This window comes from Pseudomonas sp. Marseille-Q7302, assembly GCF_965111925.1.
Genome location: NZ_CBCOPK010000001.1, coordinates 4,114,161 through 4,134,144 on the forward strand (window position 1 = coordinate 4,114,161; position 19,984 = coordinate 4,134,144).

Here is a 19,984-nt window from a genome sequence, read left to right on the forward strand (position 1 = left end):
CAAGCTCTATCTAAATATTGCGTATCAATCCATTGGTCGATTGCAAAGCTTGCACTAATAATTGGATTATTTTCTTAAAAAGCTCAATGACTCCGACTACTCCTCATTAAATACTAGGCCCCAGCCACAGTACCCCCCACAAGGACCGTCCCTATGCCAACCTCCCGCTCCCTCATGATCGCGTTGCTTTTGGCCAATACCGGTGCCGCCTGGGCCGAATCTAATACGGCAACGGTGCAGCAAGACGGCGGCTTCAACAGGGTGAATCTGAATCAGGGCAGCGAGCTGTCGGCGCGTAACAAGGCCGATATCCAGCAGAGCGGCATCTTTCTCACTACCCAGGTCACCCAGCAGGACGATGCTGATGACAGCGTGCGGGTGGTGCAGGACAGTGCCAGGAGCTATGCCGAGGTCAACCAGACCTTGGGTTCGCAGCGGCGGGTGGATATCGAGCAGCTCAATGCGGGCTACGGGCGCGTGCAGGTCGATCAGGGGCCGGGCAGTGGTAACGAGACGGTGGTGCGGCAGAGCGGTCTGCGGCTGGACACCTATGTGCAGCAGGATGGTGGCTTTCACCGCATCGACATCGACCAGACCAGCGACCGGGCAGGTGGCAACACCCTGACCGCGCGGCAGGACGGCCTGAACGGTAACCTTGAGTTGCGCCAGAGCGGCGATGCGCTGGACCTGCAGGTGGTCAGCTTCGGGCTACGCAATAGCGCCTGGGTGAGCCAGAACGGCAACGACTCGACAACCCTCATCGAACAGCGCGGCAACGACAACTACATCGGCCTCAAGCAGGCCGGCGAGCGAACCGATTCCACCGTGGTGCAACAGGGTAACGGCAACGATGCCCGGGTCCGGCATTCCAGCGCCTATTCGCGGCCCAGCAACGTCGATATCGCCCAGCGCGGCGATCTCAACCGTGCAGACGTGAATGTCTATGGCGTGGGCAGCCAGCTGACCCTGGCGCAGAGCGGTAACGGCAATGGCGCCTCCGCCACCGTCTCCGGCGAGGGCAACCAGCTGGATCTGGTGTCCAATGGCGACGGCAATGGCATCACCGCCTATTACCTCGGTAACGACGGCCAGCTGAAGGTCGATCAGCAAGGCAACGACCTCGGGGTGACGGCCTTCGTGCAGGGCAATGCCTCCAGCATCACCGCCAGCCAGAGTGGCTACCAGCACACCGCCAATCTGACCCAGAACACGGCGGGCAATGCCATCAACATCACTCAGAGCGGCTTCTCCAACCACGCCGTCATTACCCAGTAACCTGAGATCAGCGGGGCCGGGCACCGTGCGCGCTGGCAACGTATGTGGGTTCCCTCTGCCCCGCCCGCTCTCAATCTTTGCCCCACGCGGCCGTTATCCTTGAGATGTACCTTTCAAGGAGTCCGCGATGTCCAGCACGCTGTCGGTGAATGGCATTGGCCACGGCATCTTGCGCGCGCCCACGCTCAGGCTGGGTGGCGCGACTGCCAAGCCCACCGCCGAAGACCAGGCGGCCGCCCAGGCCGAGCAAGCCAAGAAGCCCAAGGGCATCGGCAAGCCCAACCCACTGAACCAGATCAAGGACCAGGCCGAAGCCGACGCCGCCCCTGCCAGCGAGAAAGGCAGCACCGGTAACAAGACCCTGGATACCCTGCAGAAGGCCATCGACATGGCCAAGCGGCAACTGGAGCTGGCGCAGAAGCAGTTGCGCGCGGTAGAGGCTCAGAGCAAGGGCGAGGGCAAGGCTGACGAGGCCAGCCAGGCCGCGCGCGAAGCCGCCCAGGCCAATGTGGCCGCCGCCAGCGAGGCGTTGACGACTGCCTACGCCGCCTATACCGAAGCCCTGAAGAAAGCTGGCGACAGCACCGGTGGTGTCAGCGCCCGGGCGTGATGCTGGCCCCCTGACTGGACGGCCTGGGCTACTCTCGGAGGCTATTCAAGATCTGGAGGGCGTACTCGCATGGCAGCCAAACTCAGCGGCAAGACCGCGCTGGTCACCGGCGCGGCCCAGGGCATAGGCGCCGCCATCGCCCGGGCCTTCGTGGCGGCAGGCGCCTTCGTCTATGTCACCGACCTGAACGATGACCTTGGCCGCGCCGTCGCCGCCGAGCTGGGGGACGGTGCCTGCTACCTACCCCTGGACGTGCGCCTGGAGGCCGACTGGCAGCAGGTCACACGGCAGATCCTCGCGGAGCGCGGTGGGCTGGACGTGCTGGTGAACAACGCCGGGATCACCGGCTTCGAGCAGGGGGTGGTGGCCCACGATCCCGAAAACGCCAGGCTCGAAGACTGGCACGCGGTGCATCGCACCAACCTCGATGGCGTCTTTCTCGGCTGCAAATACGGCATCCGTGCCATGCGCCCGGTTGGGACCGGGTCCATCATCAATATCTCGTCGCGCTCCGGGCTGGTGGGCATCCCCGGCGCGGCGGCCTATGCCTCGTCCAAGGCCGCCGTGCGCAACCACAGCAAGACGGTGGCCCTCTATTGCGCGGAGCAAGGCCTCGCGATCCGCTGCAATTCCATCCACCCCGCCGCCATCCTTACGCCGATGTGGGAGCCCATGCTGGGCGACGGCCCGGACCGCGAGGCACGCATGGCTGCGCTGGTGCGGGATACGCCGCTGCGGCGCTTCGGCCGGCCCGAGGAAGTCGCCGCCGTGGCACTGCTACTGGCCTCCGACGACGCCGGCTACATGACCGGCAGCGAGCTGAATCTGGACGGCGGCCTGCTGGCCGGTTCGGCGGTGACGCCCGCGACAGCGGAAGCGCCCTAGTCGTTGAGTAGGCGATGGAAGACTGCGCTCTGGCGTTCGGCCGGCGAGCGGCTACACCGGCGCCTCAGAGCGCCGTGTCTTCCTGCCGGTAGATCCGCAGCCCACGCGCCTGGTAGTTGGCCAGGGCGGCTGGGTGATCCAGGGTGCAGGTATGCACCCAGACGCGCTCGGTACCAGGCCAATCCCAGGCAGAACGGAGGGCATGGCTGAGCAGCGGCCCACCGAAACCGAGCCCCATGAAGGCGCCGGCCAGGCCGAAGTAGCGGATCTCGGCGTTGCGGCCATCCGGGCGGTACAGCTCGTAGTAACCGGCGATGGCGCCGCGGTGATAGGCGACCCAGGTGCGGTGGCCTTCCTGCTCCACCAGCTCGCGCCACTGGGCGTCGCTCCAGCTATCGAGATCGCTCCAGTCCCAGGCCTGGCCGACTAGGGCATAGAGAAAGCGATTGAGTTCGGGTTGCGGCACCTCGCACTCGACGATCTGCAGGTCAGGCCGTGGCGGCTTCTCGCGCAATTCGGTCGGCGCGGTCATCTCCAGGTAGAAGGTGGTATAGCTCTGCGTCATCGGCTGGCTCCTTGGTAACGTCAGGCCCGATTGTGACCAGAGCCAAGGAGATGCCGCCAGCCTGATTGCGACGTCTAACTAGGTTGCTTGAGCGCGATACGGAGACTTGCCTTAGCGACGTGCGGTGGTATTGGATGAGCCCCTACCTGTATCGAGGATGACCATCATGCCTCTCTCATCGCGCCTGACGCCCCTGTCCGAACAGGCCATGACCGGAGAACAGCAACGCGTGCTAGCCGAGATCCAGAGCGGCCGGCGGGGCAATCTCGATGGGCCCTTCCTGGCCTGGATCCACAGTCCGGCGCTGGCCAACCATGCCCAGCGGCTAGGGGCCTTCTGCCGCTACGGCACCCGGCTGGAACTGCGGCTTACCGAACTGGCGATCCTGACGACCGCCGCCTGGTGGCGCGCCCAGGCGGAATGGCAGATCCATGAGCCCATCGCCCGTCAGGCGGGGCTGGCGGATCAGGTGATAGAGGCACTCCGGCAAGGCGCCGTGCCGTCCTTCGAGACGCCCGAGGACGCCTGCGTCCATGCCATCGGGGTGGCGCTCTACGACACCCGGCGCATCCCCGATGACCTCTACCAGCAGGGCGTGGCGCTGTTCGGCGAAGCCGGGATGGTCGAGCTGATGGGTGTCTATGGCTATTACAGCCTGATCGCCATGACCCTCAACGCCTTCGCAGTGGACCGGGGCGGCAACGCGCCCCTCCCCTTCGCCGAGTAAGGCCGACCTGCTCGTGGCTACCCTGCCACTGCTGTACCGGTCGCCCGACCGCGCCAGGCCAGGGCCAGCACCATCAGCAGCCCCAGGGCGGCCATGCCGGCGCCGGCCAGGGAAATCGCCGGATAGCCCAGACCGGCGCTGATGACCGCGCCACCCAGGGCCGCGCCCAGGGCATTGCCCAGGTTGAAGGCACCGATGTTGACCGCCGAGGCCAGGTTGGGGGCGTCCTTGGCGGCGTCCATCACCCGCATCTGCAGCGGCGGGACCAGGGCGAAGCTGGCGATGCCCCAGAGCAGGATGGCCACGGCGGCCGGCAGCGGCCAGCGCATCAGCACGGTAAAGGCCAGCAGCACCAGGATCAGCAGGCTCAGGGAGGCGATCAGGGTGCGGTCGATGGATTTGTCCGCGGCCTTGCCGCCCCAGAGATTGCCCAGGGTCAGGCCGACGCCGAACAGCACCAGCATGGCGGTGATGAAGGCCGTGGAGCCATGGGTTTCGCTGGCGAGGATGGGCGCGATATAGGTGAAGACGGTGAACATGGCGCCCGAGCCGACCACGGTCAGGCCCAGAGCGGCCAACACCGGCGGGCGGCCCAGCACGCGGATCTCGGCCAGCACGCCGTCGCTGGGTGGCAGGGCCACGTTGGGCAGGGCGAACCAGAGCGCGGCCATGGTCAGCAGGCCGAGTCCGGCGATGCCCCAGAAGGCCTGGCGCCAGCCGAGCAGTTCACCGAACCAGGTAGCCAGGGGCACCCCGCCGATGGTGGCCAGGGTCAGGCCCATGAACATGGCGGCGACCGCCCCGGCGCGCCGATCCGGAGCGACCACGCTGGCCGCCACCAGGGCGCCGACGCCAAAGAAGGCGCCATGGTTGAGCGAGGTCACCACCCGGGCGATCAGCAGGCTGGTGTAGTCGGTGGCCAGGGCCGACATCAGGTTGCCCAGGGTAAAGATGGCCATCAGGCCGATCAGCAGCTGGCGACGCGGAATGCGGCCGGTGGTCAGGGTCATCAGCGGTGCGCCGATCAGCACGCCCAGGGCATAGGCGCTGACCAACAGACCCGCCGCCGGGATGGAGACGCCGAGGTCGGCGGCGATGCCGGGCAGCATGCCCATGGGGGCGAACTCGGTGACACCGATGCCGAAGGCACCCGTGGCCAGGGCCAGCAGAGGGGGATTGATACGCATGGGAAAGGCTCCTTATCTATGCCGTGAATGCTAAGCTCCTGCTCGATGAGCCGGTAGACGGCGGTTTTGGCATGCACCTTTGCCCTGGAGGCACAAGTGGATCTGGCAGGTCGCTCGGGAGAGATGGCGGTGTTCGCGCAGGTGGTCGAGGCTGGCAGCCTCTCGGCAGCGGCCAGAACCCTGCGCCTGACGCCTTCGGCGGTGAGTCGCTCCATCGCCCGCACCGAGCAGCGCCTGGGTACGCGGCTCCTGCTGCGCACCACCCGGGCCATCACCCTCACCGCCGAGGGCGAGGCCTATCTGCGCGCCGCGCGGCGCATCCTCGCGGATCTGGCCGAGGTGGAAGAGGCCATCGCCGACCAGGGCGTGCCCCAGGGACGGCTGCGGGTCAGCGCCGCCCTCGGCCATGGCCGCATGACCATCGTGCCGTTGGTGGCGGCCTTCAGCGCCCGCTATCCCGACATCCTGGTGGACCTGGCGCTGGGTGACGAGGTGGTGGACATCCTCGCCGGCCAGGCCGATGTGGCGATCCGCTTCGGCCAGCTCGCCGACAGCCCTCTCACCGCCCGGCCCATCGGCGTCACCGGCCAGGTGGTGGTAGCTTCGCCCGCCTACCTCGCCCGCCACGGCACGCCCCTGGTGCCGGAAGACCTGCTCGGCCACAACTGCCTGAGATTCAACTTTCGCCGCGCCGCGCCGGACTGGCCTTTCGTGCGCGATGGTCGCGAATTCACCCTGAAGATCGCCGGCAACATCGAATGCAACAGCGGCGAGGCCCTGGCACTGCTGGCCCGCGAAGGCGCCGGTATCGCCCGCATCGGTGAATTCAGCGTGGCCGACGACCTGCGCAGCGGTGCCCTGGTGCCGCTGCTGGAGGCCTGGAATCCGGGCGATCTGGAGCCGATCCACGCCGTTTTCGTCGGAGGCACCACCATGCCGGCGCGGGTGCGGGTATTCGTGGATTTCCTGGTGGAACGCCTGGGCCGCTGACGCGTCATCCGACCGCCGTCACCGCGGTACGGGCCGGCGCTCTGCCGCCCGCGTCATTCGCCAAGCCGGTCCGCTTGTAATAGTCTGAGCAATCAACATGCTTAGGTCGCGGCCCTCCTGCCTGTCGCTGTCGCTGCTGACGGCGGTACGTCCCAGGCCCCTCTTTCCTTGTCCCGCAGGAGCCCTCTTGTCCAACCTTCCCTCGCAGCTGGCCTTTCTCGACGTCCCCGGTGAAATGGCCGCGCTGATGCGCCAGAAGGACTGGTCCCAGACGCCCTTCGGCCCCCTGGAAACCTGGTCGACCGCCCTGCGTTCGGCGGTCAGCATCTGCCTCGGCTCGCGTTTCCCCATCGTGCTCTATTGGGGCGAGACCCGCGCCCTGATCTACAACGATGCCTGGAGCACGGTGCCGGGGCGCAAGCATCCCTGGGCGCTGGGGCGTGCCGGCTGGGAGGTGTGGGCGGAGATCTGGGACATCATCGGCCCCATGTTCGACCACGTGATGACGACCGGCGAGGCCACCTGGTCCGAGGACCAGCTGCTGCCGCTGAACAGATTCGGCTACGTGGAGGAGTGCTACTTCTACTACAGCTACAGCCCGGTACGCGGCGATACCGGCGAGGTGGAGGGCATCTTCACCGCGGTGACCGAAACCACGCACCGGGTGCTCACGGAACGCCGTGAGCGCCTGCTGCGCAATGTCTCCGAGGCCACTTCGGCGACGCGCGTCGCCGAAGACGCCTGCCGCGAAGGGGTGCGCTGCCTGCACGAGGTGCCGGAGGAATCACCCTTCTGCCTGGCCTATCTGCGCGACGCCGCGACCGGCACCTTGCAGCGCGTGGCCCTGGCCGGCCTGGCGCCGGACGATGTCCTTGCCCCATTGGAAGTCACCCCGGAGGCCGCCGGCCTGCCCTGGGCCTTCACCACGGCGCGCAGCGCGCCGACCCTGGTGACCGGTCTCAACGAGCGCCATGGCGGCCGGCTCGCCGGGACCCCTTGGCCGGAGCCCCTGGAAGAGGCGCTGGTGGTGCCGATTCCCGGACCGCTGGGCGAGGAACCCTATGGCTATCTGGTCTCGGGCATCAGCCCGCGGCGGCGAGTGGATGCCGACTACCAAAGCCTGTTCGTCCGCGCTGCCGGGCACCTCAGCACCGCCATCGCCAATGCCCGGCGCTACGAGGAAGAACGCCGCCGTGCCGAGCAGTTGGCCGAGCTGGACCGGGCCAAGACGGCCTTTTTTTCCAACGCCAGCCATGAATTCCGCACGCCGCTGACGCTGATGCTCGGTCCCCTGGAAGACATGCTGGCGCGGCCGGACCGCGCCGACGGCGAGCCTGCGGTGAGTCGCCAGGAGCTGGAACTCATCCAGCGCAACGGCCAGCGCCTGCTGCGGCTGGTCAATTCGCTGCTGGATTTCTCGCGCATGGAAGCGGGCCGGATGCGCGCGAGCTTCGCGCCCCTGGACCTGGCGATCTATACCGCGGAGCTGGCCAGCAGCTTTCGTTCGGCCATGGCCCGCGCCGGCCTGACCTTCACCCTCGACTGCGCTCGCCTGGACGAGCCGGTGTGGGTGGATCGCGACCTCTGGGAAAAGATCGTCCTGAACCTGGTCTCCAACGCCTTCAAGTACACCCTGGAAGGTGAGGTGCGGGTCAGCCTGCACCGCCAGGACGCGCATGTCGTGCTGGCAGTGAGAGACACGGGGGTGGGCATCCCGCAGAGCGAACTGGGCAAGGTATTCGACCGCTTTCACCGCATCGAGGGTCAGATCGGCCGGACCCACGAGGGCACCGGCATCGGCCTGGCGCTGGTCAAGGACCTCACCGAGCTGCACGGCGGCGAGGTGCGGGTCACCAGCCAGATCGGCCTGGGTACCACCTTCGAGGTGCTGCTGCCCTTTGGCCATGCCCATCTGCCCGAGGCCAACCGAGTGGGCGCCACGAACCAGGTGTCCACCGCCACCCGCGCCGACACCTTTGTCGCCGAGGCCCTGCGCTGGCTGCCGGACGAGCCGGCCACCCCTACCCCCACGGGGCTCGACGAGCATGCCGGTGGTGGCCAGGGGCGCGGCGAGCGCATCGTCCTGGCCGACGACAATGCCGACATGCGCGGCTATGTCGAGCGGCTGCTGCAGGAGTCCGGCTACCAGGTGGACGCCGTGGCCGATGGCCGCGCCGCGGTCGAGGCGGTGCAGCGGCAATTGCCCGCGCTGGTGCTCTCCGACGTGATGATGCCGGTGCTGGATGGCTTCGGCGTGCTGCGCGCCCTGCGCAGCGACGAGCGCACCGGCCAGGTGCCCATCATCCTGCTGTCGGCGCGAGCGGGCGAAGAGGCCTCCATCGAGGGCATCGCCGCCGGTGCCGACGACTATCTGGTCAAGCCCTTCAGCGCTCGGGAGCTCATCGCCCGGGTGGAAGGCGCCATGCGCCTGGCGCGACTCAGGCGCGAGACCGCCGATGCCCTGCGGCAGGCCAACGAGGTGCTGGAGATCCGCGTCCGCGAACGCACCCGCGAGCGCGACCAGCTCTGGGCCTACAGCCACGATCTCATCGGCATCGCCGACAGCCGGGGGATCTGGGTCAGCGTCAACCCGGCCTGGACCCGCACCCTGGGCTGGACGGTGGACGAGATCGTTGGCAAGACCTCGGAATGGCTGGAGCATCCCGAAGACCGGCAGCGCACCCGCCAGGAGATCGCCCAACTGGCCGCCGGCGCCGCCACCTTCAACTTCGAGAATCGCTTTCGCACCCGCGGCGGCACCCATCGCCACCTGTCCTGGACCGCCGTGCCCGAGGGCGGGCTGCTCTACTGCGTGGCCCGTGACGTCACCGTGGAGCGCGAACGGGCGCTGGAGTTGGAGCAGGCGCGGGACGCCCTGCGTCAGAGCCAGAAGATGGAAGCCATCGGCCAGCTCACCGGCGGCATCGCCCATGACTTCAACAATCTGCTCACGGCCATCACCGGCTCGCTGGAATTGCTGCAGCGCCATCTGAACGGCGAACAGCCGCGTGCCGAGCGCTACATTGGCATCGCCATCGCCTCGGCGCAGCGGGCCGCCGCCCTCACCCAGCGCCTGCTCAGCTTTGGCCGGCGCCAGGCCCTGGATCTGCAACCCCTGGACGTGAATCGGCTGGTCACCGGCATGGAGACCCTGATCCAGCGCACCCTCAACGAGAACATCCGGCTGCACCTGCGGCTCGACGCGGCCACCTGGCCCACCTGCAGCGATGCCAACCAGCTGGAAAATGCCCTGCTCAACCTCTGCATCAATGCCCGGGATGCCATGGCCCAGGGCGGCCAGCTGGTGATCGGTACCCGCAACCTGCGCGATCCGCAGCTGCTGATGCTGCCCGAGCAACTGAGCGGCGACTATGTCGAGCTGGCCGTGAGCGATACCGGCAGCGGCATCCCGGCCGCCGTGCTGGAAAAGGTCTTCGAGCCCTTCTTCACCACCAAGCCGCAGGGCAAGGGCACGGGGCTGGGTCTGTCGATGGTCTATGGCTTCATCAAGCAGAGCGGTGGCTACATCGACATCCACAGCGAGGAAGGCCGTGGCACCCGGGTCAGCCTGCTGTTCCCGCGCCACCAGGGCATCGCCAGCGAAGGGGTTCCGGAGGAAGTGGCGCTGCAACCAGGTCGCGGCGAGCGGGTACTGGTGGTGGAAGACGAACCCGGGGTGCGCCTGCTGATCGTCGAGGTACTCCGCGACCTGGGCTATACCGCCCTGGAGGCCGAAGACGCCCCCACCGCCCTGGCGCTGCTGGAGCGCGAGCCGCAACTGGACCTGGTGGTGTCCGACGTGGGGCTGCCGGGCCTGACCGGTCGCGAGCTGGTGGAAGAGATCCGTCGCCAGCGCCCCGGTATCGCCGTGCTGCTGGTGACTGGCTACGCCGAAGAGGCCATGGACGTGCAGCGCTTCCTCGGCCAGGGCATGCAGCTGCTGCAGAAGCCCTTCGCCATCGAGGTGCTCAGCGAGCGTATCCAAGGCCTGTTGCAGGACCGTCGCGAGCGCCCCTGACCACGGTTTGCGCCCCTGGCGGGAAATCCTGGAGCTGACGCCTGTCCTATCCAGCCAGGTCGGACCGACCGCCCTCCGTCGCCAGCGGCGCGGGGGCGGTGCGACCTCGCCTACCCCTCAGGTTTTCAGGATACCCGCGTTCGCTATGTCTTCCTTCCGCTCCACCGCTCCCGCCGCCGACCCTGACCAGAAGGCCTCAGCCCGGCGACTGATCTTCATCACCGTGCTGGTCGCCACCATGGGCGCCCTGGCCTTCGGTTACGACACCGGCATCATCGCCGGCGCCCTGCCCTTCATGACCCTGCCCGCCGACCAGGGTGGCCTGGGGCTCAACGCCTACACCGAGGGCCTGGTCACTGCCTCCCTGATCGTCGGCGCGGCCTTCGGCTCCCTGGCGGCGGGCTATCTCGCCGATCGCTATGGCCGGCGCACCACCCTGCGCCTGCTGTCGATCCTCTTCGTCCTGGGCGCCCTGGGCACCGCGGTAGCACCCTCGGTGGAGCTGATGGTGGCCGCGCGCTTCGTGCTCGGCCTGGCCGTGGGCGGTGGCTCGGCCACGGTGCCGGTGTTCATCGCCGAGATCGCCGGACCCAAGCGCCGTGGCCGCCTGGTGAGCCGCAACGAGCTGATGATCGTCAGCGGCCAGCTGCTGGCCTATGTGCTCAGCGCCCTGCTCGCCTGGCTGGTGCACGAGAACGGTATCTGGCGCTACATGCTGGCCATCGCCATGGTGCCGGGCATCCTGCTGTTCGCCGGCACCTTCCTGCTGCCCACCTCCCCGCGCTGGCTGGCGGCCAAGGGGCGACTCGAAGAAGCCGAAGCGGTGCTGGAACGCCTGCGCGACACCCCCGAGGAGGTGAAGCGAGAGGTCGAGGAGATGCGCGAGAGCGAGGAGCAGGCCAAACATCGACCGCCCCTGCGCGAGCTGCTGAGTCAGGGTTGGGTGGTCAAGTTGCTGCTGCTGGGCATCGGCCTGGGCTTCGTCGCCCAGTTCACCGGGGTCAACGCCTTCATGTACTACACCCCGATCATCCTCAAGAGCACCGGCATGGGCACCAGCGCGGCCCTCACCGCCACCATCGGCAACGGCGTGGTCTCGGTGATCGCCACCCTGCTGGGCATCTGGGCCATCGGCCGCGCCGGCCGCCGCACCCTGCTGCTGACCGGCCTGGTGATCGTGGTGCTGGCGCAAATGGCGCTGGGCAGCGTGTTGCTATGGCTGCCGCAGAACCTCACCCAGAGCTACCTGGCGCTTGCCTGCATCCTGGTGTTCCTGCTGTTCATGCAGATGTGCATCGCCCCGGTGTACTGGCTGCTGATGTCCGAGCTGTTTCCCAATCAGGTCCGTGGCCTGCTGACCGGGGTGGCCGTGGCCGTGCAGTGGCTGTGCAACGCCACCGTGGCCTTCAGTTTTCCGGTCGCGCTGGAGTGGATCGGCAACTACACCTTCTATGGCTTCGCCGCGATCAACCTGGGGTCGCTTTTGTTCGTCTATTTCTGCCTACCGGAAACCCGTGGCGAGTCATTGGAAGAAATCGAACGCCATCTGAAGAAAGAGTTATAGCGGGTCGTTAGCTGACCGATCGGCGATTTTCCGGCCTGCTGCGGACCAAATGGAATAATTTTTCATTCCGTATCAAGTCGGACTTATCCGGGCCGATGCAGAGTGAAGGCATGTTGCCGTCACTCTTCGCGCAGCGCGCGACCGGGGCATTCGATGAACATCAAACAAAAACTCACGTCGCTTTTCGCGGTAACCGCCTGCCTTCCGGTGATCCTGGTGGCAGGCGTGGTCATCATGAACGTTCGCAGCCAGGCTACCGGGGATTTCCTCGACGGCAGCGGGCGCGAAATCCGTCAGATCGATCGCAACATCCAGCAGTTCTTTGCCGGCATCCAGCAGAACGTCGACTACCTGGCCAAGGAGCCGAACGTCATCGCTCTGGAAGGCCTGAAGAACTACAGCAGCGCGGATGCCGCTCAGATTCCCCAGACCGAAACCGGCCAGCAGGCGCTGAGCTATTTCACCCGCTTCGCCAAGACCCACCCCACCACCGCCTACCTGTCGGTTGGCCTGGCCGATGGCGGCTACATCAGCTGGCCGGACGACGCCAAGCTGGCCAACTACGATCCGCGCGTGCGCCCCTGGTACCAGGCGGCCATGGCCAATCAGGGCAAGGTGGTCCGTACCCCAGCCTATTATTGGGCGACCGATGATGTCGCCCTGATGGGCATCGTCCGGACCATGGAAGACGCCACCGGCAAGGTGCGTGGCGTGGTCGGCCTGGACATCTCGCTGAAGCAGCTCACCGACCTGGTCAAGAGCATCACCCTCGGCCAGAGCGGCTACCTGATGCTGGTGGAAGACAACGGCAACGTACTGGTCGACCCTCGCGATCCCAAGCACAACTTCAAGCAGCTCAAGGAACTGGGTAACGCCTACCAGACGCTCAGCGGCATCCAGAACGGCCTGGGCGAGGTCAATCTCAATGGCACCGACTACATGGTCAACGTCTACCCCGCCAAGGAGCTGGGCTGGAAATTCATCGGCCTGATCGAGCGCAACGAGGTGATGGGCAAGGCCACCACCCTGACCTGGCAGATCGCCGGCATCACCGCCGTGCTGGCGCTCCTGTTCGCCGTACTCGGTGCGGCCTTCGCCGGCATGATCGTGCGGCCGATCCGCGGCGTCTCCGCGGGCCTCGAATCCATCGCCCAGGGCGAAGGCGATCTGACCAAGAGCCTGAACGTCCAGGGTAAAGATGAAACCGCCACCCTGGCCGGCTGGTTCAACCAGTTCCTCGCCAGCATCCGCCAGCTGGTGCAGCGCATCGGCCAGGCTTCCAATGACCTGCAACAGGCCTCGCAGGCGACCACCCAGGCCGCTGCCAGCATGAACGATGTGGCTGGCCGCCAACGCGAAGCCGTGGAAATGGTCTCCACCGCCTTCAACGAGATGGTGGCTACTTCCAACGAAGTGGCGCGCTCCTGCAGCCACGCCGCGGCCTCCGCCGATGCCGGCCACCACAGGGTGCAAGAGGGCTACGGCCAGATCGAAAAAGCTACCAGCAACGTCAACCAGCTCAGCGGTAGCCTCACCCAGTCGGCTCAGGCCATGGCGGTGCTGGAGCAGGACAGCCACAACATCAACACCATTCTCGACACCATCCGCGGTATCGCCGAGCAGACCAACCTGTTGGCGCTCAACGCCGCCATCGAAGCGGCCCGCGCCGGTGAGCAAGGCCGCGGCTTCGCCGTGGTGGCCGACGAGGTCCGGGCCCTGGCCAAGCGCACCGCTGATTCCACCGGCGAGATCGACGGCCTGCTCGGCAACCTGGCGCGCAAGACCCAGGAGGTCACCCGCCAGATCGAGACCAGCCTGGAGCTGTCGCAGACCAGCGTGACGTCCATCAGCGAGGCACGTGGCAGCTTCGAGGGCATCCGCCAGTCGGTGGACGAGATCCGCGACCAGGCCCTGCAGATCGCCGCGGCCGCCGAGGAGCAGCATCAGGTGGCCGAGGACATCAACCGCCACATCGCCCAGATACAGGACGACGCCCAGCAGGTGGAAGGCCTGGCCCAGTCCACCACCCGCGACTCCTCGCGCCTGTCGCAGCTGTCGGGTGAGCTGGATGGACTGGTGAGACGCTTCAAGGCCTGATGACTGGTTGAGATAGCGAAAGCCCCGCCGGTAATCCCGGCGGGGCTTTTTGTTGGGCGGGAGAGTGGTGACGCGTGGAAAGCAGTGCAGCCTTTTCCGCCACCGTGTCCAGCACCCGTTGGGCTTCGCTGCGCTCAGCGCCAACCTACGACCGTGCACTCCGTAGGTTGGGCTGAGCCGGCTCTATCGTCGAAGCCCAACAGAACCCTGCACTCGAACTACTGCTTGTCCGGCAGCATCTTGCCGCCCTTGGCTTCGGCGCGTTGGCAGCCCGGCAGCTGGCGCAGGCCCTCGAAATAGGCCTTGAACACCGGATACTCGTCCAGCACCCCGGCCATGGCGACCATGGCGCCCAAGTAGGAGAGCTGGATGTCGGCCAGGGTCAGGCGGTCGTCGACGATATAGGTCTTACCGCGCAGGTGGTCGCTCAAATAGCCAAGCACCCTGTCCAGCTCCAGCTTGCCGCGAGGTTCGAGCACACCGACGTCGCCCCGTTTGCCAAAGATCAGGATCAGCACCGGCGGCCAGGCCGAGGCTTCGACGAAGTCCAGCCATTCCTCGTGATGGGCCCAGGTGGCGGTGCCTGGCTCCGGCGCGAAGCGCCCCTGGCCATAGCGCTGATTGAGATAACGCAGGATCGCCGAGGACTCGGACAGTTGCAGCTCGCCATCTTCCAGCACCGGCGACTTGCCCAGCGGGTGAACGCGCTTGAGTGCCTCGGATGCCTGGAAAGCCTCGGTACGCGGATAGCGGACCAGCTCATAGGGCAGGCCCAGTTCTTCGAGCAGCCAGAGCACGCGGTGCGAACGGGAATAATCGAGGTGATGCAGCTTGATCATGGGATCTCCTGGGATGTCAGGCGCCAGAAGGCGAGCCCTGGTCACGGTCGCCGCGCAGGCTGCTGTGGGCCCCCTGGCAGATCTCGCGCAGACCGGACTTCAGGCCTTCTTCGAGGGTAGGATGGTAGAAGGGCATGTCGAGCAGCGAACTGGCGGTCTCGCCATGGATCAGCGCCAGTACCAGCAGGTGGCCGATATGGTCCATGCCCGGCCCGACCATGGCCGCACCAGTGAGCTTGCCGGTACCCGGCTCGGCATAGAAACGAGCGACGCCCTGGTTGCGCGCCTCGGCCCGGGCACGGCCCTGATCCTGATAGGAAGAGGTGCCAATCAGACTGCCCGCGTCTGGCGGGCTGCCCAGCACGGCCACCGGCGGATCGGTGAAGATCAGGGAAAACAGCGGCGAGCGCGGCGTGGGTCGAACCTCCGGATAACAGGCGGCGTTGTGGCCGGCGATGGCGCCCTCGTCGGACGCCTCATGGAGGATGGGGCGGTCGTGGTCGGCATCGCCGGCGATGAAGATCGACGAGGAGCCGCATTGCAGGGTCTGGGGGTCGTAGACCGGAGTGCCATGGTCGTCCAGCTCGATGCCGGTGGTTTCCAGGCCCAGGCCCTTCAGCCGCGGCGGTCGTCCGGCGGCCACCAGCACGTAATCGAAATCACCCTCGCCGCTCGTGGCGCCGGACCAGGACAGCCGGACGCCCTCGCCTTCATGCCGGGCATCCACCTCGACATTCAGGTACAGGGTCAGATCCTGCTCCAGGATCTTGCGCAGCTCGGCCTTGACCTTGGTGTCCTGGAGCGCACCCAGGCCATCGTCCTGACCGAACAGGGTGACGGCCACGCCCAGGCGGGCCATGGCCTGGGCCAGTTCCAGACCTACAGGACCGGTGCCTATCACCGCCAGCGAACGTGGCAGGTCGGGCAGCTCGAAGATCGATTCGTTGGTCAGGGCGCGGTCGCCCAAGGCGTCGAAGGGTGCGGGCACCAGCGGATAGGAGCCCGTGGCGATGATGATACTTTTGGCCTGAATAGTTTTACCATTACTCAGTTGCAGTCGATCTGGCGCGATGAAGCGGGCGGTGGCGCGCTGAGCCACACCCTCGGGTAATTTCCCGAAACCCTGCTTGGTCGCCGCAACGAAGTGATCGCGTTCGCGGCGCACCCGCGCCATGACGGCGGCGCCATCGACGTGGACCTCGCCTACCTCGATGCCAAAGGTCGCGGCGCGCTGGACGGCATGGTGGGCCTCCCCCGCGATGATCAGCAGCTTGGACGGCATGCAACCCACCGAGGCACAGGTGGTGCCGGCCCAGTGGTCGTCGATCAGCAGGGTGCGGGCACCCTGGCGCCGGGCGGCGCGTTCGGCGGCGAGGCCAGCGGTCCCGGCACCGATCACGGCGACGTCGCAATGGAGATCCGGGGAAGTCGAACGCTGTGCGGGGTCACTCATCACATCACCTGACGTTGCGAAGGGTTAACCCGACTCACGCCAGGCTCTAGTTAGGGACCCCAAGCGCAGCGTTGAGGTTGCATCTCCAACTCGTGACCCACTTCGACAAAAAACCGACAATTCTTGTCAGGAGCGTCAATTTTCATGCCATTCGTCACCTTATACTGGCGAACTGGAACCATTGAGGCGTCTCATCCTCAATTAGCCAACTTATATGGACGCAGGCATTCACATGGAACGTGACATCAGCAAGATCCCGCTCATCAACGATTGGTCCTACCTGATCGCTTTGGAAACCGGCCTGTTCACCCGTGGTGAACTCAGCGGCGTGGTGCTCAAGGCACTCAACGACCAGGCCCGCCTGCTCTCCCGTCGCTATCTGGTGCAGAAGTCCAAGCTGGATGTGCGCAAGCTGACGCCTGCCGAGACCGAGATCCTCGATACCCTGAGCGAGACTGCCGCCAATCTGCGTCGCCGTCACCGCCTGCCGCACAACATCGTCAAGAGCCTCCGCGCCGGTGGCCTGATCGCCGCCGTCGAGCGCAGCGTCTGCGCCTCGGGCATCCTGCAGTGCCATAACGGCTTCTATGAAGACGGCCTGGAGCCTGGTGCTTTCGAGCGTATCGTCATGCGTCATCCCCAGGAATTCGGCGACCACGCCCGCCAGAGCGCCGCGCTCTATTTCGCCCAGGAACATCCGCAGGAAGACCTGCAAGACCAGCCGCTGCAGGCCAGCGCCTGATGCGCGTGACGTGCGCAGGGAAAGGGGCGGCCGGGAGGCCCCAGTCCCCTTTCGCCTGCGCGCGTCACCCGTCCCTGCTCGTCCCCGCGGTAGTGCTTTTCCGGAGTCCTGGCGCATGACGCCCGCTTTCGCCCCGCTCAGCCCCCCATAGCTCCTGCCCTCGCTGGCCGGCCGGACGATCCCGTGGATCGCGCTGGCTGCCGCCCCTTCGTTGCCGGTAGATCCGGCAGCGGCCTTTGCCTGCGTCCGTCTCGCTGACGGGCGTTCCTGCCAATGCCGTCCGCGTCACCGCCTGCCTGGCGTTCGTCCAGGGTGGTGGCCGCGGCATGGGCCACGGCTGCGAGGAGCAGACATGACCACCGCTCACGTCCCCCATGGACGCAACAACTTCGATTTCCTGAGATTCGCCGCGGCCTCCACCGTGGTGATCGGCCACGGCTTCTGGCTCTCGGGGCACATCGGCGCCGAACCCATCCTCAACTTCACCGGCTTCACCGACGCGGCCAACATCGCCGTCTATGTGTTCTTCGTGATCAGCGGCTTTTTGATCACGGCGTCCTTCCAGCGCAGTCGCAATCCGCTGGACTTTCTCGCCAAGCGCGCCCTGCGGATCTTTCCGGCCCTGATCGTTTCGGTACTCTTCTCCGTGCTGGTGGTGGGCTGGCTCGCCACCAGTCGCGAGACCGGCGCCTATTTCAGCGACCGTCAGACCCTGGGCTTCTTCAAGAACATCTTCCTGATGACGCGCTTCGAACTGCCCGGCGTCTTTACCGGCAATCCCTATCCCGACACGGTGAACGGCAGCTACTGGACCCTGCCCTACGAGGTGTTCATGTACCTGTCGCTGCTGATCATCGGGGTGCTGGGGCTGCTGACCCGCTCGGTGGTCATGGCCACCCTGGTGGTGCTGGTGCTGGGCAACTTCCTGCTGCTGCCGCAGATGGGCGTCGCCAGCTTCGTGCTGCACAAGGTGTTCAGCCTGGGCATGTTCTTTTTCGCCGGCGCCCTGCTGCAGCTGGCGGGGCCGCGCATCCCCTGGCGGCTGGATCTGGCCCTGGCGCTGTGCCTGCTGTCGCTATCGGCCATCGTCTGGAAGATCGCGCCGGTGATCCACCTGGTGTCGCTGTCCTACGTGATCATCTACCTGGCCCAGGTGCAGGTGCCGGTGCTGCATGGTTTTGGCCGCTTCGGCGACTATTCCTACGGCCTCTACCTGTTCAACTTCCCGGTCCAGCAGCTGCTCATGCACTGGTTTCCCGACCGCTTCTCGCTGGGTGGCTTCCTGGTGGTGAGCTATGTGCTCACCCTGGGCATCGCGATACTGTCGTGGCACCTGATCGAGGCGCCCGCGCTCAAGTTCAAGCCGCGGCGCAAGGTTCCGACCGCCCCCGTGGCACCGGCTTGAGGCCGGCGGCCGGTCGACTCAGCCGAGTCGGCCGGCCAGGGCGAAACCGGCCAGGGTCAGCAGCAACGACCCCAGCACATGGATGGTGATGGTCAGTGCCGCCCAGCCCAGGCGACCGCTCTGCAAAAGCGTCACCACCTCGGCGGAAAAGGTCGAGAAGGTGGTGAAACCGCCGCAGAAGCCGGTCACCAGGAGCAGTTTCCAGTGCGCGTCCAGCCCCGGATAGCGGGCGAACAGCCCCAGCGCCAGACCGATGACGAAGCCGCCGACCAGGTTCACCAGCAAGGTGCCCAGAGGGATATGGGCGAACAGCGCGTTGAGGCGCAGGCCGATCCACCAGCGGCAGGCGCTGCCTATGGCGCCTCCGAACATCACCGCAAACAGCGCAAGGGGCATGACAGGTCCTTGTTAACGACGACGGGCAGCCAGGAGCAGCACGGCGACGCCGGCCAGGGCTGACAGCAGCGAACCCAGCAGCACACCGATCTTGACCTCGTCGACCAGGAAGGGCGCGCCGGGAAAGGCCAGGGCGCCAATGAACAGGCTCATGGTAAAGCCAATCCCGCAAAGCAGGGCCACGCCATAGAGCTGCATCCAGTTGGCGCCCTCCGGCAGGCGCGCCAGGCCACTGCGGATGGCCAGCACCGCCATCAGCGAGATGCCGACCTGCTTGCCGAGGAACAGCCCCAGGGCGACACCCAGCGGGACCGGGTCCAGCAGATTGCCGGGCGACATGCCGGCCAGGGAGACCCCGGCATTGGCGAAACCGAACACGGGCACGATGAGGAAGGCCACCCAGGGGTGCAGCGCGGACTCCAGCTTGAGCAGCGGCGAGGCGTCGTCGGCCTCGGTATCGCCCAGGGGAATGAACAGCGCCAGGATCACCCCGGCCAGGGTCGCATGGATGCCCGAGCGCAGCATGCAGAACCACAGCAGCGCCCCGACCAGCAGATAGGGCAGCAAGGCGGTGACCTTGAGGCGGTTGAGCACGAACAGCACCGCCACCAGCCCAGCCGCGGCCAGCAGCATGCTGGTGGAGAGATCGCTGGTATAGAACAGGGCGATGATCAGCACGGCGCCGAGGTCGTCGAGGATCGCCAGGGCCGAAAGGAAGACCTTGAGCGATACCGGGACCCGCGAACCCAGCAGCGACAGCACGCCGAGGGCGAAGGCGATGTCGGTAGCGGCGGGAATCGCCCAGCCCGACAGGGTCTGGGGATCGTGGCGATTGACCAGGACATAGAGCAGCGCCGGCACCAGCATGCCGCCCAGGGCCGCGAGGCCCGGCAGGGCGCGATCACCCCAACTGGAGAGTTGGCCGACCGCCATCTCGCGCTTGATCTCCAGGCCGACCAGCAGAAAGAAGATGGCCATCAGGCCGTCGTTGATCCAGTGACCGAGCGACAGACCACCGATGTACCAGTGCAGGCTGGCGAAGTAGCCTTCGGCCAGCGGTGAGTTGGCGACGATGATGGCAATGGCCGCGGCGATCATCAGCACCACGCCACTGGCCGCTTCGGCGGCGACGAAGCGATTGAGATAGGCCAGGGCCTTGGCAGGGGAAACCGGGGTTGGCATGGGCAGCAGCACTCCGCGCGGCGGCCCGACCTGCGCTCTGTTCAACCTG

The 19,984-nt window shown here is 66.4% G+C and carries 16 protein-coding genes and 1 pseudogene; 11 read left to right on the forward strand and 6 right to left on the reverse strand.

Annotated elements, in window-relative coordinates:
• The first annotated feature begins 153 nt into the window (after positions 1-153).
• From ACWPW1_RS19195 to ACWPW1_RS19205, 3 genes are all read left to right on the forward strand, one after another.
• Entirely contained in the window at positions 154-1,275 is a 1,122-nt protein-coding gene (locus ACWPW1_RS19195) for a hypothetical protein (protein WP_454253710.1), read from the forward strand.
• 127 nt (positions 1,276-1,402) lie between these two features.
• Positions 1,403-1,885: a hypothetical protein gene (locus ACWPW1_RS19200; RefSeq protein ID WP_271653023.1), complete on the forward strand. Its 483-nt coding sequence runs from the start codon at positions 1,403-1,405 to the stop codon at positions 1,883-1,885.
• Between the two features lie 69 nt (positions 1,886-1,954).
• Complete coding sequence (locus ACWPW1_RS19205; protein WP_454253711.1) at positions 1,955-2,770, forward strand: SDR family oxidoreductase; 816 nt, start codon at positions 1,955-1,957, stop codon at positions 2,768-2,770.
• Between the two features lie 64 nt (positions 2,771-2,834).
• Here the strand turns inward: ACWPW1_RS19205 and ACWPW1_RS19210 are convergent, their stop codons facing one another.
• Positions 2,835-3,335 carry a GNAT family N-acetyltransferase gene (locus tag ACWPW1_RS19210; protein ID WP_059316186.1) on the reverse strand — a complete coding sequence of 167 codons (501 nt, stop codon included), beginning with the start codon at positions 3,333-3,335 and terminating at the stop codon, positions 2,835-2,837.
• A 166-nt stretch (positions 3,336-3,501) separates the two neighbouring features.
• On the opposite strand from ACWPW1_RS19210, the gene ACWPW1_RS19215 reads away from it, so the two are divergent.
• The gene (locus tag ACWPW1_RS19215) at positions 3,502-4,062 is read left to right on the forward strand and encodes a carboxymuconolactone decarboxylase family protein (RefSeq protein ID WP_454253712.1); all 561 of its coding nucleotides are present in this window, start codon (positions 3,502-3,504) and stop codon (positions 4,060-4,062) included.
• A gap of 17 nt (positions 4,063-4,079) precedes the next feature.
• Here ACWPW1_RS19215 and ACWPW1_RS19220 read toward each other — a convergent pair whose 3' ends face one another.
• On the reverse strand, positions 4,080-5,249 hold the full coding sequence (locus ACWPW1_RS19220) for an MFS transporter (protein WP_271653026.1): 1,170 nt from the start codon (positions 5,247-5,249) through the stop codon (positions 4,080-4,082).
• 96 nt (positions 5,250-5,345) lie between these two features.
• Between ACWPW1_RS19220 and ACWPW1_RS19225 the strand changes: the two genes are divergently transcribed.
• The 5 genes and pseudogenes from ACWPW1_RS19225 (at position 5,346) to ACWPW1_RS19245 (ending at position 13,918) form a co-directional block, all read left to right on the forward strand.
• Positions 5,346-6,239 (forward strand): LysR substrate-binding domain-containing protein, encoded by an 894-nt coding sequence (locus tag ACWPW1_RS19225; protein WP_434775006.1) that lies wholly within the window; start codon positions 5,346-5,348, stop codon positions 6,237-6,239.
• 187 nt (positions 6,240-6,426) lie between these two features.
• Entirely contained in the window at positions 6,427-10,257 is a 3,831-nt protein-coding gene (locus ACWPW1_RS19230; protein ID WP_454253713.1) for an ATP-binding protein, read from the forward strand.
• Positions 10,258-10,402: 145 nt separating this feature from the next.
• Positions 10,403-11,821 carry a sugar porter family MFS transporter gene (locus ACWPW1_RS19235; protein WP_454253714.1) on the forward strand — a complete coding sequence of 473 codons (1,419 nt, stop codon included), beginning with the start codon at positions 10,403-10,405 and terminating at the stop codon, positions 11,819-11,821.
• Positions 11,822-12,055: 234 nt separating this feature from the next.
• Positions 12,056-13,063: pseudogene (locus ACWPW1_RS19240) on the forward strand (cache domain-containing protein); the annotation flags it as partial.
• 126 nt (positions 13,064-13,189) lie between these two features.
• Positions 13,190-13,918 (forward strand): methyl-accepting chemotaxis protein, encoded by a 729-nt coding sequence (locus ACWPW1_RS19245; RefSeq protein ID WP_420480524.1) that lies wholly within the window; start codon positions 13,190-13,192, stop codon positions 13,916-13,918.
• Between the two features lie 218 nt (positions 13,919-14,136).
• Here ACWPW1_RS19245 and ACWPW1_RS19250 read toward each other — a convergent pair whose 3' ends face one another.
• Together ACWPW1_RS19250 and ACWPW1_RS19255 are read right to left on the reverse strand one after the other, a co-directional pair.
• The gene (locus ACWPW1_RS19250; protein ID WP_454253715.1) at positions 14,137-14,757 is read right to left on the reverse strand and encodes a glutathione S-transferase family protein; all 621 of its coding nucleotides are present in this window, start codon (positions 14,755-14,757) and stop codon (positions 14,137-14,139) included.
• Positions 14,758-14,773: 16 nt separating this feature from the next.
• Positions 14,774-16,210, reverse strand: coding sequence for a dihydrolipoyl dehydrogenase (locus ACWPW1_RS19255; RefSeq protein WP_454253716.1), 1,437 nt, complete (start codon positions 16,208-16,210; stop codon positions 14,774-14,776).
• 232 nt (positions 16,211-16,442) lie between these two features.
• On the opposite strand from ACWPW1_RS19255, the gene ACWPW1_RS19260 reads away from it, so the two are divergent.
• Positions 16,443-16,952 carry a hypothetical protein gene (locus tag ACWPW1_RS19260; protein ID WP_271653032.1) on the forward strand — a complete coding sequence of 170 codons (510 nt, stop codon included), beginning with the start codon at positions 16,443-16,445 and terminating at the stop codon, positions 16,950-16,952.
• Between the two features lie 352 nt (positions 16,953-17,304).
• Positions 17,305-18,357, forward strand: a complete 1,053-nt coding sequence (locus ACWPW1_RS19265; RefSeq protein WP_059316195.1) for an acyltransferase family protein — start codon at positions 17,305-17,307, stop codon at positions 18,355-18,357.
• A gap of 18 nt (positions 18,358-18,375) precedes the next feature.
• Here ACWPW1_RS19265 and crcB read toward each other — a convergent pair whose 3' ends face one another.
• A complete protein-coding gene (crcB, locus tag ACWPW1_RS19270; protein ID WP_271653033.1) occupies positions 18,376-18,753 on the reverse strand; it encodes a fluoride efflux transporter CrcB in 378 nt (125 codons plus the stop codon).
• A 12-nt stretch (positions 18,754-18,765) separates the two neighbouring features.
• On the reverse strand, positions 18,766-19,935 hold the full coding sequence (gene nhaA, locus ACWPW1_RS19275) for a Na+/H+ antiporter NhaA (protein ID WP_323149169.1): 1,170 nt from the start codon (positions 19,933-19,935) through the stop codon (positions 18,766-18,768).
• Positions 19,936-19,984: the final 49 nt, after the last annotated feature.

Coding starts and splice junctions, on each gene's coding strand:
- ACWPW1_RS19260 (WP_271653032.1), top strand. CDS start 16,443: ATGGAACGTGACATCAGCAAGATCCCGCTCATCAACGATTGGTCCTAC.
- ACWPW1_RS19255 (WP_454253716.1), bottom strand. CDS start 16,210: ATGAGTGACCCCGCACAGCGTTCGACTTCCCCGGATCTCCATTGCGAC.
- ACWPW1_RS19200 (WP_271653023.1), top strand. CDS start 1,403: ATGTCCAGCACGCTGTCGGTGAATGGCATTGGCCACGGCATCTTGCGC.
- crcB (WP_271653033.1), bottom strand. CDS start 18,753: ATGCCCCTTGCGCTGTTTGCGGTGATGTTCGGAGGCGCCATAGGCAGC.
- nhaA (WP_323149169.1), bottom strand. CDS start 19,935: ATGCCAACCCCGGTTTCCCCTGCCAAGGCCCTGGCCTATCTCAATCGC.
- ACWPW1_RS19220 (WP_271653026.1), bottom strand. CDS start 5,249: ATGCGTATCAATCCCCCTCTGCTGGCCCTGGCCACGGGTGCCTTCGGC.
- ACWPW1_RS19205 (WP_454253711.1), top strand. CDS start 1,955: ATGGCAGCCAAACTCAGCGGCAAGACCGCGCTGGTCACCGGCGCGGCC.
- ACWPW1_RS19250 (WP_454253715.1), bottom strand. CDS start 14,757: ATGATCAAGCTGCATCACCTCGATTATTCCCGTTCGCACCGCGTGCTC.
- ACWPW1_RS19245 (WP_420480524.1), top strand. CDS start 13,190: ATGGTCTCCACCGCCTTCAACGAGATGGTGGCTACTTCCAACGAAGTG.
- ACWPW1_RS19210 (WP_059316186.1), bottom strand. CDS start 3,335: ATGACGCAGAGCTATACCACCTTCTACCTGGAGATGACCGCGCCGACC.
- ACWPW1_RS19195 (WP_454253710.1), top strand. CDS start 154: ATGCCAACCTCCCGCTCCCTCATGATCGCGTTGCTTTTGGCCAATACC.
- ACWPW1_RS19265 (WP_059316195.1), top strand. CDS start 17,305: ATGACCACCGCTCACGTCCCCCATGGACGCAACAACTTCGATTTCCTG.
- ACWPW1_RS19235 (WP_454253714.1), top strand. CDS start 10,403: ATGTCTTCCTTCCGCTCCACCGCTCCCGCCGCCGACCCTGACCAGAAG.
- ACWPW1_RS19215 (WP_454253712.1), top strand. CDS start 3,502: ATGCCTCTCTCATCGCGCCTGACGCCCCTGTCCGAACAGGCCATGACC.